Here is a 15,477-nt window from a genome sequence, read left to right on the forward strand (position 1 = left end):
CAACCCGTGGCACGCCATGCGACAGCGGAAAATGCGGCGATATCCGCGTCATCTGCCGCTCGCTCAGCAGAAACAAATCATCCATCACGGCATCCTCCAGGACACCGTGAATCACATCTCAAGCAAAATTAATAGGTCCTGAGCCTAGCGCCCCCGTCAGCCAGCCAGGATACCCTGGCGGCCAGGGGCGCTGGCCACAGAATGCAACCTTCGTTTGAGACAGAGGGAAACAGGCCCTCTCCCCTTCCCTGAACCTGTTGGTCAAACTTGCCGCCCGCGAGAGGGCGCGGCACGCGCAGGCGGAGAGCAACTGCGTGATTCAAGTGCCGTCGAGGATCGAGCACGCCGCGAACACGTCCCGAAACGCCAGGCCGGACCTCATCGCGTCAGCCCCGATCGGCCCCCGGCGCGCTGTCCCCCAGCACCTGCGCCAAGCGCCGCACGCCGTCCTGCATCCGATCGAGAGGTGCAGCTGAAAAACTGAGGCGTAACGCTGCCGCACCCTGCCCATCGGGCTGGAACGCAGAGCCGGGGACATAGGTCACTCCGACTTCAGCCGCACGGCTCAGCAAGGCATGCATGTCGAGATGCGCTTCCAGGTTCAGCCAGATGAACAGGCCTCCCTGGGGAACGATCCAGCTGGCGCGGTTGCCGAGCTCCGACTGGAGCGCCGCCAGCATCGTGTCGCGCCGAATGCGATAGGCGTCGCGAAGCCGGCCAGCATGTGTGTCGAGGATGCTGTCGAAAAGATCGAGGAGACAGGCCTGGGCAAGGGTACCCGCCTGCAGATCCTCGCTTTGTTTCATGAGAGCAAGTTTCGCGACCACCGCACGGGGGGCGACCAGCCAACCGACACGAAAGCCCGGCACGACCGCCTTGGAGAATGTACCGAGATAGATCGTCCGCGCGTCCTCGATCGAGCGGGCCTCCGTGTCGACCGCCAGCAGCGGCGGCAACGCCTCGCCCTCATAACGCAGCATCTCGTAGGGGTCGTCCTCGACGAGGATCGTATCGAGCTCACCGGCCAAGGCGACCAGTTCGCGCCGTTGGGCGAGCGACAAGGTCGCTCCGGTCGGGTTGTGGAAATTCGACATCGCGTAGATCAGCGCCGGCCGATCGTGAGTCCCGGCCCGTGCCGCTTCCAGCTCGCGCATCCGCGCGCCGTGCGCGGCAAAGACCTGCAGCGCCCCGGGATAGGTCGGCGTCTGGACGAGCACGGTCGCCCCGGGCTCGACCAGCAGCTCGGCGACGAGATCGAGCGCCTGTTGCGCGCCATTGGTGAGGAGAATGTTATGCCTGTCGCATTGCACGCCCTTGGCGCGCATGTAGGCGCTGATCCGGTCGCGCAAGGCAGGATCGCCCTCGCTAGCGCCATATTGCAGCGCAGCCCGCGCCGTTTCCGGTTTCGACAGGATCCTGGCCAGGCTGTCGCGGATCTCGGCAACGGGAAAGAGCGTGGAATCGGGTTCACCAGGTCCGAACGACACGCAATCGGCCGCCTTCGGCATGGTCGCAAGGCCACGAATGGCAGATGGTACGATGCGGTTGGCATAGCGCGAAAAGCGCCGCTCGAAGGCGGTCATCCGTGGTCCTGCGTGCGTGTCGGCGGTGCTCATCGGGTGGAAACCTCGGGTTCTGCAGGAGCCGGACCAGTGGCGGACGTGGTCGCATTCCAGGTTTGGCCAGCAAGATCGCGCATCGATCGCGCCATCCGGGCGATCGATGCGCTTTCCGCGACGCTGGCCGCGGCGACATAACGATCCGGCCGGACCAGCATCAGGATGTTGCGCCCAGCCGGCGACAGCGAGCTCATATGCCCGTCAGTGTCGCGTCCGGCGGAAACGTCAGGGCGGTCTTGAGAGGGATTGAAGGTGGTCGGCAGCACCGCGACGCGACGGAGCGAGCGAAGCCCGAAGCCTTCGGCCGTCGCCGCCATGCGCTGTGCATCCGGACCATAGGCGACGAGCGCGAACTGGCCGCCCATGACATCGTCCAGCCGCTGATAGCGGCGGTCCGTCATCTGGAGCAGCGGTTGCGGGAGCATCCGTCCGGCAAGACGCATTCCGCCATCGTCGGGAACGACAAAGCCTTTCTCATAGAAGGGTTTGGGCTTGTATTTCATCTGCGTGAAATGCGCGTGGATCCCCGGCGCCAGTTGGGCAAGCCGAAAGCCGAGTTGGATCATGGCCGCCTGCCGCCGGGAGGTCGGCATCATCACCCGCCCCATCTTGATGGCGAGCTGGATCAGGGCCCATGCATGCGGTGCCCGCTCGCGCTGATAGGTCGCCAGAAGCTCCGGCCCGAGCCGTCCCGAAATCACCTCGGCGAACTTCCAGGCAAGGTTATGCGCATCGCGGACACCGCTGTTCATACCCTGGCCGGCAAATGGCGGCGACAGATGCGCCGCATCGCCGGCCAGGAAGATGCGTTGCGTGTTCCAGCGATCGGCGATGCGGGCATGGAAGGCGTAGACTTGGCGACGGACGATTCGTGCGTCGGCATCGGGCCCGTGGGCTTCGAGCAGCGCACGCACATGGTCGGGGTGAGCCGCGCGCTCCTCGTCTTCGCCGTCGCGCAGCATGAATTCGTAGCGGCGGATTCCGTCCGGGCCGGGCAATGTGATCAGGGGGCGGTCGGGATCGCACACGACCCGCGTCTGGCGCAGCTGCTCCCGGGTCGAGGCCAGATCGACGATGAGCCAGCGTTGGCGATAGGTCGAGCCGCTGAGCGTTGCACCGACGACCTTGCGCAAGGCGCTGCTGGCACCGTCGCAGGCCGCCAGATAGCGGCCGCGAATGGCAATGCCGCCGCCGCTTCCAGAACGAAGGGACAGCGACACGCCGGAACCATCTTCCGCCACCGTCTCGCAGGAATGGCCGAACAGCGTCACCACATTGGGGAAACGGTCGAGCCCCCGGCGTAGCGCGGCTTCCAGCTTCGGCTGGGTGAAAGCGTTGCGCCGCGGAAAGCCATATTCCCGGGTGGCCGGCTCGACCTTGGCAAAGCAACGCCCGTCCCGGGTGAAATAATGTGAACCGTAGTCCAGGGCCACATCCTGCAGKACCGAATCGAGCAGGCCGGTTGCCTGCATGGTACGCAGCGACTCGTCGTCGATGGAGACCGCCCGTGGCTCCTGCACCGTGCTGCAATTGCGCTCGACCAGGATGACGTCGAGGCCAGCCTGTCCCAGCAGATTGGCCAGGGTCAGTCCAGTGGGACCGGCTCCAACGATCGCGACATCGCATTCCTGAATCATTGCGACACGTCCGCTCCGTCGAGCCGAGATCCGGACAACCGATCGCCCAGCAGGCTGGCTGAAGAGACGAGCAGGAGCACGAGTCGATGCTCGAGCTTTTCGTCCAGGCTGGCAGCATCGAGAACGAGGCTGATGCTGGCGGCAATGCCGAGCTCCGGCACCGCGACCGGGACGGCAATGCCGACGAGTCCCTCGTCGATCTCGCCGCGCGTGATGCAGTAGCCGCGCTTGCGGATGCCGGCCAGCAGATCGCGCAGTTCGGCGATCTTCATGGGCAGATCGGCCTGGTCGGCGCCGGGCTGCCCGCCGAAACTCCCCGCCACAAGCCGGGCCAGCCGTCGGGGCGGGACCAATGACAGGATCGTCTTGGACGTGGCGCCTCGCGTCAGCGGCATGGGCCGACCGCGTTCATAGGATGGCCGCGCCGGTAGATTTCCGACGGCTTCGTCGGCGACGCACAGCACGGTGTCGCCATAGAGACGCGCCAGCAACGCCACACAGGGGACACCCGCCTGCGCGATCAGATCATGCAGGCGGGACTGCCCGGCGCGCACCAGCGGATCGGTCAGGCGCACCAGCCGATCGAATTCGACGAAGGCGGGGCCGAGACGATAATGCGCCTCGTAGGCCGGTTCGAGAAACCCCTCGCCGACCAGCTCCCGCACGGTGCGATAGACGGTGCTCGCCGGCACGCTTAGCGCCTCCGACATGTCCTGAACCGTCCAGCTTCCCTTTGTTTCCCGGAACAGCCGAAGCAGACTGACGAAGCGGCCGAGCGCGTTCATGTCCGGTCCGGATCGGCTTCGGAGACGATCGGATTCGTCAGCCGACCTATCCCTTCGATCGAGACCTCGACCGTGTCGCCCGCTTGCATGAACAGTTGGGGCTCGCGCTTGAAGCCGACCCCGCCAGGCGTGCCGGTGATGATGACGTCCCCGGGGGCCAGCGGCGTGAAGTCCGAGACATAGGCGATGATGTCGGCGACGGGGAAGATCATCTCTCCCAGCGTGGCAGACTGAACGATCGATCCGTTGAGGCGAGTCTCGATCCGGGCCCGCGCGAACTCCACGATCTCGTCCGGCGTCACCAGTTCTGGGCCGAACGCCCCCGTGCCGGGGAAGTTCTTGCCCGGTGTGAACTGGTGGGTATGGCGCTGCCAATCCCGCAACGTGGCGTCGTTGAATGGCGCGTAGCCCGCGATCAGGTCGAGAGCCGAAGCCTTCGGCACCCGGAAACCGGGTCGGCCGATCACCACGGCCAGCTCCCCCTCGTAATCGAGCGCCTTGGATAGCCGCGGCAGCAGGATCGGCGCCCCATGCCCGATGAGCGTATCGGCAAACCGCGTGAAGATCGCGGGATGCGCGGCCTCCGGCCGCCCCGTCTCGCGACGGTGCTCCTCGTAGTTGAGGCCGACACACAGGATCTTGCCGGGATTGGGCAGAATCGGGTCGTAGCGAAACTGGCCCTCGGCATAATCGGCCTGGATCGGCTCGCGCACCGGCTCGACGAGCCCTAGCGCGGCGGCCTCCAGATAGGTCCGCAAGTCGGGAAGCACCGCGCCGAAGCGCGCTCCAAGATCGAAAATGCCGTTGGCGCCCGCAACGCCGTAGCTGGCGCGGTTCTCGGCTCTGAACGAAACGAATCTCATGGTGTGCTCCTCACGCGCGCAGGATCGCGCGCCCCCATAGGTTGAGCGTCCGCTCGGCATGGGGCCACTGCATGACCGGGCGATCGTGGACGACCTCCAGCTCGGCTGAGACCTCGATCCAGTTCCCGTCCGGATCCTCGATGAAAATGAACAGGTTGTTCCCGGGCCCATGCCGCCCGGGGCCCCACATCAGCGACACGCCGCGCGCGGCGAAATGATCCGACCAGTCGCGGATCGTGTTCCATTCGCCGGCTTCGTAGGAATGATGATCGATGCCCTGCCGGTCCTGCCGGAAGCAGGCCAGGTTGTGATGCTCGTGATTGCCGCGCATGAAGCACGTCATGACGCGGCCGGCGTCATCGACCACCCTGTCGGAGACGCCGAAGCCGAGCTTGCCGGCATAGAACCCTTCGATCGCTTCGACGTCCCGGGTTGCCAGCGTCAGATGCTGGATCGGTCCGCGGATGCGTCCGCGCGGCCCGGCCGTATCGGCGATGGCGCGGCCGAAGATCACCTCGTTGCCATCGGGGTCACATACGGAGAAGGCGTCGCTCTCGAACAGCGACACGGAAGCGTCGGCAGGCTCGAGCCCTTGCTCGACCGCCCGGGCACGCAGCCCCTCCAGCCCTTCGCTGTCGCGTACCGCAAAGCCTGCATGCTGGAGTGTCTTGGCCGGTCCCTGTGTCAGCAGCACGCGACGCTGCGGACCCACCAGCAGCGCCTCTTCCCCATCCAGCCGGATCAGCTCCATGTCCATGACCTCCGCATAGAAGGTGGCGAGCCGCTTCACATCCGGCGTTCTCAGATTGAGGTGGTGCAGATAGGCGCTGGCTTGCAAGGCGGTGAGCATCATTTTGCTACTCCATTCTTGGAATAGCGATATTATTACGATAATGGATGAGTCAATTTCCCATATTTTGAGATTTTGACAAGATATCTCCACCTAATGGCAACGGCCGTCGGCTCGTTGCCAGCTTCGAGGGACGTCGCTTCGGTGAAACTCAATGACCGGCTTAGCCTCAAGACCCTGAAACTGATCATGGGCGTGGAGCGCCATGGCAACCTTTCGCTGGCCGCCGAGGAACTTCACATTGTGGTTTCGGCCGCAAGCCGTCGGATTCGCTTCCTCGAGGACTCGCTCGGCTTCCGCCTGATCGAGCGGACAGGCCGCGGGATCGGGCTGACGGCGCCCGGCCGGGCGATCGCGGCGCATGCGCACAGGATCCTTGCCGATGTCGACGAGCTTGAAGACGAGTTGCGTGACATCACGGACGGCGTCCTGGAGCAGATCAGACTGTCCGTCTCGGGGCCCGCGCTATTCCATGACCTCCCGGAGCAGTTGCGGAGGTTTCTCGGCGCCTTCCCCCATGTCCGGCTCTCAGTCGAGGAACTCACCAGCAATGCAGTTGCCGAGAGCGTCCTCAATGGGCGGGCCGAGCTCGGTATCCTGCTGGGTGCGGAATCCAGCCCAGGCCTGCGCCTGAGACCCTATCGTCGCGACGCACTCGGGATCGTCGTCAGCCCCGAGCATCCTCTTGCGGGCGCGGCTGCTGTTCGCCTTGCCGATCTGCTCGACCAGGATTGGGTTCTGCCACCGGACTCGGCAATCGGGCATTTGCTGGCCCGCGAGGCCGCAAGCCATGGCGCGGAATTGTCTACGCGCGTCCGCGTCCATGGCATCGCGTCGATCTGCCGGGTGGTCCAGGGCGGTCTCGGCATTACGGTGCTGCCGATGCGCAGCGCGGCGCGCGAAATTGCAAGCCGAGGCCTTGTCGACATCCCGCTTGCCGAAGACTGGGCGCCTTGCAACCTGCATCTGGCGACCCAGCGCAACGCCGTTCTTACTCCGGCATTGACTGCTCTCGTCGATATGCTCGCGATCGAGTGAGACAGACCGGCGCGAACTCCAGCCGCCGCCCGAGCTCCTGAGACGCCCTCCCCGGCGCCCGCTCTCCGGGCGTTCCATTGTCGGCGAAGCCCGCTCCGCTCCACCCCGGCGGCAGTTTCCCGAATGCGAACGATGCTTGACGAAATACCGCTCGACCCGGAGCGAGGCCCACACCCATTCTCATTGCAACGATAGATCCTTCGCAGGCAGGCAGCATTGCGAAGAAGAAAATCTATGCAAGAGAGGAACGCCATGTCGGTCGCAGCACTGAACAGTCAATCTGCGCTTCTCAACAAGGATCGCACGAAGGTCGCCCTCTCCTGCTTCCTTGGGTCAGCGATCGAATGGTATGATTTCATGCTGTACGGGTTCCTGGCGCCTCTCGTCTTCGATAAACTGTTCTTCCCGCATGCGGACCCGGTCGCCGGCATGATTGCCGTGCTCGGCATCTTTGCCGTCGGCTTTGTCGCACGACCTCTCGGCGGCCTGTTCTTCGGTCACTTCGGCGATCGTCTCGGCCGAAAGCCGGTCATGGCGGCGACGCTGATTTTGATGGGTCTATCGACGACGGCCATCGGCCTGTTGCCGACCTATGATTCCATTGGAATCTGGGCGGCGGGCTTCCTGCTGGCCCTGCGTTTCCTGCAGGGCTTCGCCCTTGGCGGTGAGTCGACCGGAGCGCCGGTGCTGATGCTGGAGAGCGCGCCTGAAGGCAAACGCGGCGTCTTCGCCTCGATCGCCCAATCCGGCAATTTCGCCGGCGTCGTGATTGCGACACTGGTCGTATCCTTTGCCGCCGCGCTGCCGAGCGACGTCCTGCTGACATGGGGCTGGCGCGTGCCCTTCCTGTTGAGCATCGTGCTCGTGGGCCTCGGCTTCTACGTGCGGCTCAAGGTCGAAGAGTCGCCCGTATTCGAAGCGACGCGGACGCCTCCTGCGCGGGTACCGCTGTTGCAGGTGCTCGACAATTACAAGCGGCCGGCACTGATCGTGTTCTGCTGCGCCCTGGCGGAGTCCGGTGTGTTCTATCTCACATCCATCTTCGGCCTTTCATACGGGGTGAAAACGCTCGGCATCGATCAGGCCACGCTGCTGCGCGGCGTCCTGCTCGGCAATGTCATTGCCATCGCAATGGTGCCGCTGTTCGGCGCGCTGTCGGACCGTATCGGGCGGCGGGTGGTGCTGGGCACCGGCTTCGTCCTGGCCGGGCTCTATGTGGCCTTCCTCTTCTTTCCGCTGCTGCAGACCCGCGACACCCTGCTGGTCGTACTGGCCACGGCCATTCCCGGGGCGCTCATCCAGCCGATGCATATCGGCGTCACCTCGAGCTTCTATCCGGAGTTGTTCCCGGACACGCGCGTTCGCTTMAGCGGGGTATCACTTGGGCGGCAGTTCGGCACGATCTTCGGCGGCGGCGCCATGCCCGTCATCGCAGCGAGCCTGCTCGCCTGGAGCGGCGGCAGCCTTCTTCCCATCCTGATCTACTTCAGCCTGGTCTCGGTCATCGCCATCGGCGCCGTGATGGCTGCCGAAGAGACCAGGCTTCGCGCGATCTGAGCAAGAGCCGAAGCCGCCGCCTTCACCAACGCTTGCTCGCATCGGCGCGCGACGCGGCCGCAGCAAACCAATGGAATTGCCATGCAGACAGCAGACCAGTCCGCGGCCCTGCCCTCCGCCCTCACAAAACCGGCCGGCACTGTGCGCGATGCGACGATCGCCCTTCTCCGGTCGCTCGGGATGACGACGGTGTTCGGCAATCCCGGCTCGACCGAGCTTGCCTTCCTGCACGACTGGCCAAGCGATTTCCGCTATGTGCTCGCCCTGCAGGAAAGCAGTGCCGTCGGGATGGCCGACGGCCATGCCCAGGCAACCGGCTCGGCGGCCTTCGTCAATCTCCATTCCGCGGCCGGCGTCGGCCATGCGCTTGGGAGCATCTACACAGCCTACCGAAATCAAACGCCGCTGGTCATCACAGCCGGGCAACAAGCACGTGCGCTGCTGCCGCTGCGCCCATTTCTCGGCGCCGCCTCGGCTGCGGAGTTTCCCAAGCCCTATGTGAAATGGAGCTGCGAACCGGCGCGCCCGCAGGATGTGCCGCTGGCGATCGCCCAAGCTTACGCCATCGCCATGCAGAAGCCCTGCGGCCCTACCTTCGTCTCGATTCCTGCCGATGACTGGCAAGTTCCCTGCGAGCCCGTCGAGGCCCGGCCAACCAGCGGGGATTTCGGGCCCGATCCTGAAGGTCTTCGGGCATTCGCCAACGCGATCGATGCCAGCGAACGCCCGGTCATCGTCGTCGGTGCTGCGGTCGCACGGGACGAAGCGTCGGCACTTGCCGTTGCCCTCGCAGAACGTCTGGGCGCCGCAGTCTGGGCCGCACCGGTGGCAAGCAGAGCCTCGTTTCCGGAGGATCACCGGCTCTTCAACGGCTTTCTGCCCGCCGCCCCCGAACCGCTTGCCAAGATACTGGGACGGCACGACCTGGTGCTGATCCTTGGCGCCCCGGCCTTCACCTTTCACGTTCCCGGCGATCTCGCAGGCCTCAGGTCAGGGCCTCCCATCTTCCACATCACCGACGATGCAGATGCCGCCGCAGCCGCCATTGGTGGAGTGAGCTTGCTCTCGACGATGCGTCCCGCGATCTCCGGTCTGCTCGCGACTGTGCCGCTCCGCGATCGCCCACCCGCCACCGTTCGCGCCCCGGCACCGCGGATCGCCCCGACCGAACCGGTCCTGGCGAGCTTCGTCATGCAGACGATCGCAGATCTGCGTCACCCCGGCAGCGTGATCGTGGAGGAGGCGCCCTCGCACAAGGAAGCGCTCCAGCGGCATCTGCCGGTTCKGGATAACGGCTTCTACTGCATGGCKAGCGGCGGTTTGGGCTTCGCGCTGCCGGCATCGGTTGGGATTGCCCTCGCCAGGCCAACCCAAGCCGTCATCTGCGTGATTGGTGATGGATCGGCGATGTATTCCATCCAGGCCTTGTGGACCGCCGCACAGCACCGCCTCCCGATCACAGTGGTGGTTCTGAACAACGGTGGCTACGGCGCKATGCGCGCCTTCAGCCAACTCATGAAAAGGGCCGCACCACCGGGCATCGACCTGCCCGGCCTGGACTTCCCGGCACTCGCCGCCGGGCATGGCTGCGCGGGCGTGCGCGTCGCGCGCGCCGATGACCTCGCGCCGGCTCTTTCAGAAGCCTTCGCCAGCGCGAAGCCGCAGCTCGTCGAAGTGTTGGTCGATCGGGCCGTGCCTGGCCTCTACGGACTGGATTGAGGCGTTTGCGGCCACGGCCCCGCGCCGATGAGCCAGGAGGATATCGTCGTGAAACATCTGCCGAATGCGATGAACTGGATCAACGGGGCCTGGTGCGACAGCGCGAACCGCGTCCCCAGCATCAATCCTGCCACCGGCGGGCTCATCGGGTCCTTCGCGGACGCGACGCAAGCCGATGCGAAGCGCGCCGTTGCTGCCGCTCGAAACGCCTTCCTGCACAGCCCCTGGCGCGATGACCGGAGCTTGCGCGCCCGCGCCCTCAATGTGATCGCCGATCGCTTCGAAGCACGCGCCGAAGAACTGGCGCAGATGCTCGCAACAGAGAATGGCAAGATCCTGCCTGAGGCCCGGTTCGAAGTCTCCACGGTCGCGCCCAAGTTGCGCTACTGCTCAGCCTTGGCGCTCTCCCAGCATGGCCGGGCTCTGGAGGTTCGACCGGGCGCTTATTCCATGGCCTTGCGCGACCCGATCGGCGTCGCCGGACTCATCGTGCCGTGGAACAGCCCGGTCGTCCTGCTGATGCGCTCCCTCGGCCCGGCCCTCGCCGCCGGCACGACGGTCGTCGCCAAAATGCCTGGTCAGACCGCGCAGGTGAATGCTCTCGTCGCGCAGATCCTTTCGGAGATTGCGGAGTTGCCACCTGGCGTCGTGAACATCTTTTCCGAGAGCGGCATTTCCGGCTCGGGATTCCTGGTCGAGTCGCCCGACGTGCCGGTGATCAGTTTCACGGGCAGCACCCGCACGGGCCGGGCGATCGCGGCAGCCGGCGCATCGCGCTTGAAGCGCTTCGGCCTCGAGCTCGGCGGCAAGACGCCGATGATCGTGTTCAACGATGCCGATCTCGCGGCAGCGCTCCCGCAACTCGAGAAGGCCATCACAGTCTTCGCTGGCCAGTTCTGCATGGCCGGAAGCCGGATCCTGGCGGAGCGCGGCATCGCTGACCGTCTGCGGCAGGCCCTTGGCGCGCGGCTGGATCAGGTCAGAGTCGGCCCGGCATCCGATCCGAGGAGCGAAATGGGCCCGTTGATCGACAGGCGAAGCGTGGCCCGCGTCGATGCGATGGTGGAGAAAGCTCTGGCGGAGGGCGCTCAGGCCATCGTCCGCGGCGGCATCCCGCGCGAGCCTGCACTCGCGGCGGGGGCATTCTATCGACCGACACTGCTCGAGGTCTCCGATGCGAATCTGGTGATCGTCCAGGAAGAGGTGTTCGGACCGGTCGCGACCTTCCAGGTTTTCGAAGGCGAAGCGGAGGCCATCGCCCACGCCAACAACAGCGATTTCGGCTTGGCCGCCAGCGTCTGGAGCCGCGATGTCGATCGGCCTCTCCGTGTCGCGCGCGAACTGCAGGTCGGCACGGTTTGGATCAATGATTGGGCCGCCATCCACGACGAGTTCGAGGAAGGCGGCTTCAAGCAAAGCGGCATCGGCCGACTGAATGGCCTCGCCTCTCTTCACGATTTCCAGGAGACGAAGCACATCGCGCTCAGAGCCGGAGGACTGCGATGAGAACCTGCTATGGCAAGCTGTTCAAATCGGGTCGCTCAGCAACTCCCGTAGCCGGACCGCCAGCTCCCGAGCGGTGTATGGCTTCCTGAGCCAGCTCCCCGCGGCGGCGAATTCTCGCCTTGCGATACTGGGCTCCGCATATCCTGAGGTGAAGAGGACCTTGATTCCGGGCCGGATGCGGCGGGCTCGCTTCGCCAGTTCATCCCCGGCTATGCCGCCAGGCATGATGATATCGGTGAAGAGCAGCCGGATTTCCGGGTGCTGCGAAAGCAGGTGGAGCGCCTCTACCCCGGTATTGGCCTGCAGCACCCTGTACCCTGCGTCCTCCAGCCTGGCGACGACGACATGGCGGACGCGCGCATCGTCCTCCGCCACCAGGATCGTTTCGGTCCCCCCTGGAATCTGGTTGTTATGTCCATCAGGGACTGGTGCTCGCCCAGGGGCACGCACAGGACTTCTCGTGGCTGCCGGCAGATACAACCGAACGCAGGTTCCCTGCCCCAACTCGCTGTAGAGCTGCACATGTCCGCCGGACTGTTTGGCAAAACCGTAGATCATGCTGAGACCAAGACCGCTTCCGGCGCCAACGTCCTTGGTCGTGAAGAACGGCTCGAAGGCGCGTTGCTGTGTTTCGGCCGACATGCCCCTTCCGGTGTCGCTGACGGAAATCAGCACGTAATTTCCTGTCCGCACATCCGGATGAATGCGGCTATAGTCGGCATCGAGCCGAACCGAAGCAACATCGACCGTAAGACGCCCGCCACGCGGCATCGCATCGCGGGCGTTCAAGGTGAGATTGAGCAGAGCGTTTTGCAGCTGCGACCCATCAATCAGAGCGTGGTGCGGCGCCCCCGTCACGACCGTGCGCAACTCTATGGACTCTCCAAGCGTGCGACGCAGGAGAGCTGAGAAGTTGCCGACCAGTTGGCTGACATCCATGAGCTTGGGATTGAGCGGTTGCCGGCGGCCAAAGGCCAGCAACTGTTCCGTCAGCTTGGCGCCGTCATCAGCGGCATCTTGGGCTTCGCGCACCAGATCGTGCAGCCTCCCGCTCTCGATGCGCCTTTCGATCATCTCGAGATTGCCGCTGATGACCGTAAGCAGATTGTTGAAATCGTGCGCGATACCGCCAGTCAAATGACCGACCGCCTCCATCTTGTGAGCCTGGCGCAACTCTTCTTCGATTTTTTGCCGGCTCGTCAGATCTCGGACGAAGCCGGTGAAGATACGGCTGCCATCGGCGACGGCCTCACCGATGGCGAGTTCCATCTGGAATTCGGTTCCATCAGCGCGCAATCCGGTCACCACGCGCCCGAAGCCTATGATGCGCCTTTCGCCGGTCGCCAAGTAGCGCGAGAGATAGCCATCATGCGCCTCCCGGTCCGGTGACGGCATCAGGATCCGGACGTTCGACCCGCAGACCTCATCCGCCGCATATCCGAAGAGCCGTTCGGCAGCGGCGCTGAAGGACAGGATCGTACCGATTTCATCGATGACGACCATCGCCTCCGGCACCGTGTCCAGGATCGAGCGCAGATGAGCGGAGCTGGCGGCGAGTTCGGTTTGCGTGCGCCGCAGATCGCTTACGTCGATGTTCACCTCCACGATCGAATAGCCTGCCCGGCTCTGCGACTTCACCGCGACCCAATGGCTCGCGACAGATATGGCACGCCCATCCCTGTGTCGGTGGGTCAATTCGCCCTTCCAGAGATTATGTTTCTTCAAGTAGGCGCGGATATCTTCGAGCGGCCGCGGGAAGACGGTTCGCAGAAGGTCATGCGCCACGACGCCGACCGCTTCCTCGCGGCTCCAGCCGTACAGATCCGCGCAACCGGATGTCCAGCGGCTGATCACCCMATCAAAGCCATGGACGATAATATTGGCACCATCGAGAATCCGTACGATCTCATCAAGACTGAAGTCACTGGTAACGGTGGACTCCATCGTCATCCCCGCGGATTGCATCAACTCTCAGTGAGGCCAGACCGCGCGCCGCACCGATGTCATGGTCGGCGGACGATCCTCATCATCGTCGCCATCCCCTTCACCAGCAAGCCTTGCCAGCCTTGCCAACTGGCGGATGATGATCGCGCTGCGTCCGCTGGGCGCGATCACGCCGCAGGCGATGAGCTTGCTCATGCTGCGCGATACGGTTTCGATCGTGAGGCCCAGATAATCCGCCATATCCAAGCGCGTCATCGGAACCGCGAGCAACGGCGAAGTCGGCCGACCTCCGGCCCGGCGGCGGGCAATGAGGAGCAGGAAGCTGCTCACGCGCTCTTCGGCGCTCTTGCGAGCAAGCAAGACCATCTGATCCTGGGCCGCAGCCATCTCGTCGCAGAACTGAGCAAACAGCTGCGGGCGAAGCTCGGGGCACCGATTGATCTCGTCCTGGAAACGGGAGCGGGCAAAGCGGCGCAGCTTTGCCGGTGTTATGGCTTCAGCCGTATAGAGATAATGATCCTTGAGCGACACACCCAGAAGATCTCCGGGATAGATGAAGCCGGTAATCACCCTGCGGCCATCGCTCATGATCTTGAAAACGCGCAAGACGCCCTCGACAACTTCGAAGACATGCGTTGCCTCGTCTCCCTCCCAAAAGACCGCAGCTCCAGTCTCKACCTTCTCGATGGGTTGCCGCCTGAACAAGCTCCCCAGGTCAGGAGCTGACACCTGCGCGTCCGGGAAGCTGCCGCGCGGTAAGCCTAAGCACGAAACACTGATGCCCGCTAACATGACACTCCCCTGCATAACCACTCATAGCCGGAGAATTGAGCGCCCTTCAGTGACGACGAAACGATAGGCCAGTTACCGTTGGTATAAAATTGTAACGGATTGTACGCTGGCTCGACGACTGTGATCCGGAAGCTCAGACATGGCCGAACAGCAAGCCCGGAACGAGCATCTTCTTGTCGTCGACGACGATATGCGCATCAGGCAGATGCTGGTCCGCTATTTTGAGGATGAGGGCTATCGCGTCACGGCGGTCGCCAACGGCCAGGGCATGCGCGAGTGCCTTCAGCGAACCTCGATCGACATGATTCTGCTCGATCTCGTCCTGCCCGCCGGCGAGGACGGGCTCGGATTGGCTCGCGAAGTCCGCTCCCACTCCGACGTTCCGATCATCATGCTGACCGGACGGAACGACATCGTCGACCGGGTCGTTGGGCTCGAGATCGGTGCCGACGACTATGTCGCCAAGCCGTTTCATCTTCGCGAGTTACTGGCACCGCTGCGTACGGTCATGCGCCGGCGTCACGCGTCAACAGCACCTGATCACAATGACCATCGCGCAATCGTCAGCTTCGATGGCTGGCGCCTCGATCTCGGACGACGCCAACTCCTTAGGGCGGACGGCTCTGACATCGTTCTCACGACCGGAGAGTTTGACATGCTGGCTGCGCTGTCAAAACACCCCGGACGCGTATTCTCCCGAGAAGTACTGATGGACATCACACACGGGCGGAGGCTGGAAGCTTTCGATCGAACGATCGACGCCCAAATTTCACGCCTGCGCAAGAAAATCGAGCAGGACCCGACGAGGCCGACGCTCATCAAGACGGTGCGAGGGGTCGGCTACGTCTTTACCGGAAAACCATCGCCCTGAAATCATCTACACTTATTTACTGGTAATAAATTCCGTCATTTCTGGAGAGCAAGGCCGGATACGATCAGGCTGATCAATATATTAGCCTGATCGACCTGCCCGCTCGATATTCGTACGATCCCATTAGGCAAACTGCATGGCAAACACCTAGGCTCAGGACCTATTAATTTTGCTTGAGATGTGATTCACGGTGTCCTGGAGGATGCCGTGATGGATGATTTGTTTCTGCTGAGCGAGCGGCAGATGACGCGGATATCGCCGCATTTTCCGCTGTCGCATGGCGTGCCACGGGTTGA

The 15,477-nt window shown here is 63.9% G+C and carries 12 protein-coding genes; 5 read left to right on the plus strand and 7 right to left on the minus strand.

The annotated features are described in order from the left end of the window. Positions 1-386: 386 nt before the first annotated feature. From AC1DIO_RS33905 to AC1DIO_RS33925, 5 genes are read right to left on the minus strand one after another with little or no spacing between them, the layout of a single operon-like run. Complete coding sequence (locus AC1DIO_RS33905; protein ID WP_441508458.1) at positions 387-1,583, minus strand: aminotransferase-like domain-containing protein; 1,197 nt, start codon at positions 1,581-1,583, stop codon at positions 387-389. Between the two features lie 29 nt (positions 1,584-1,612). After that, the gene (locus tag AC1DIO_RS33910) at positions 1,613-3,256 is read right to left on the minus strand and encodes a bifunctional 3-(3-hydroxy-phenyl)propionate/3-hydroxycinnamic acid hydroxylase (protein ID WP_441508459.1); all 1,644 of its coding nucleotides are present in this window, start codon (positions 3,254-3,256) and stop codon (positions 1,613-1,615) included. Next, the gene (locus tag AC1DIO_RS33915) at positions 3,253-4,041 is read right to left on the minus strand and encodes an IclR family transcriptional regulator (RefSeq protein ID WP_441508460.1); all 789 of its coding nucleotides are present in this window, start codon (positions 4,039-4,041) and stop codon (positions 3,253-3,255) included. The genes AC1DIO_RS33910 and AC1DIO_RS33915 overlap by 4 nt, the downstream gene beginning before the upstream one ends. Next, entirely contained in the window at positions 4,038-4,904 is an 867-nt protein-coding gene (locus tag AC1DIO_RS33920; protein WP_441508461.1) for a fumarylacetoacetate hydrolase family protein, read from the minus strand. The genes AC1DIO_RS33915 and AC1DIO_RS33920 overlap by 4 nt, the downstream gene beginning before the upstream one ends. Positions 4,905-4,914: 10 nt before the next feature. After that, the gene (locus AC1DIO_RS33925) at positions 4,915-5,757 is read right to left on the minus strand and encodes a VOC family protein (protein WP_441508462.1); all 843 of its coding nucleotides are present in this window, start codon (positions 5,755-5,757) and stop codon (positions 4,915-4,917) included. A 141-nt stretch (positions 5,758-5,898) separates the two neighbouring features. On the opposite strand from AC1DIO_RS33925, the gene AC1DIO_RS33930 reads away from it, so the two are divergent. The 4 genes from AC1DIO_RS33930 to AC1DIO_RS33945 all read left to right on the plus strand — a co-directional run bounded on the left by AC1DIO_RS33930 (position 5,899) and on the right by AC1DIO_RS33945 (position 11,574). Further along, on the plus strand, positions 5,899-6,792 hold the full coding sequence (locus AC1DIO_RS33930) for a LysR family transcriptional regulator (protein WP_441489275.1): 894 nt from the start codon (positions 5,899-5,901) through the stop codon (positions 6,790-6,792). 252 nt (positions 6,793-7,044) lie between these two features. Next, on the plus strand, positions 7,045-8,349 hold the full coding sequence (locus AC1DIO_RS33935) for an MFS transporter (RefSeq protein ID WP_476854808.1): 1,305 nt from the start codon (positions 7,045-7,047) through the stop codon (positions 8,347-8,349). Between the two features lie 81 nt (positions 8,350-8,430). Beyond that, positions 8,431-10,068 carry a benzoylformate decarboxylase gene (mdlC, locus tag AC1DIO_RS33940; RefSeq protein WP_476854809.1) on the plus strand — a complete coding sequence of 546 codons (1,638 nt, stop codon included), beginning with the start codon at positions 8,431-8,433 and terminating at the stop codon, positions 10,066-10,068. Between the two features lie 48 nt (positions 10,069-10,116). Next, on the plus strand, positions 10,117-11,574 hold the full coding sequence (locus AC1DIO_RS33945; protein ID WP_476854810.1) for an aldehyde dehydrogenase family protein: 1,458 nt from the start codon (positions 10,117-10,119) through the stop codon (positions 11,572-11,574). 21 nt (positions 11,575-11,595) lie between these two features. Here AC1DIO_RS33945 and AC1DIO_RS33950 read toward each other — a convergent pair whose 3' ends face one another. Together AC1DIO_RS33950 and AC1DIO_RS33955 are read right to left on the minus strand one after the other, a co-directional pair. Then, a complete protein-coding gene (locus AC1DIO_RS33950; RefSeq protein ID WP_476854811.1) occupies positions 11,596-13,539 on the minus strand; it encodes a hybrid sensor histidine kinase/response regulator in 1,944 nt (647 codons plus the stop codon). 6 nt (positions 13,540-13,545) lie between these two features. Further along, on the minus strand, positions 13,546-14,310 hold the full coding sequence (locus AC1DIO_RS33955) for a Crp/Fnr family transcriptional regulator (RefSeq protein ID WP_441508467.1): 765 nt from the start codon (positions 14,308-14,310) through the stop codon (positions 13,546-13,548). 139 nt (positions 14,311-14,449) lie between these two features. Between AC1DIO_RS33955 and AC1DIO_RS33960 the strand changes: the two genes are divergently transcribed. Continuing rightward, positions 14,450-15,181: a response regulator gene (locus tag AC1DIO_RS33960; RefSeq protein ID WP_476854812.1), complete on the plus strand. Its 732-nt coding sequence runs from the start codon at positions 14,450-14,452 to the stop codon at positions 15,179-15,181. Positions 15,182-15,477: the final 296 nt, after the last annotated feature.

It is taken from the genome of Allobosea sp. 05T439 (assembly GCF_056396005.1).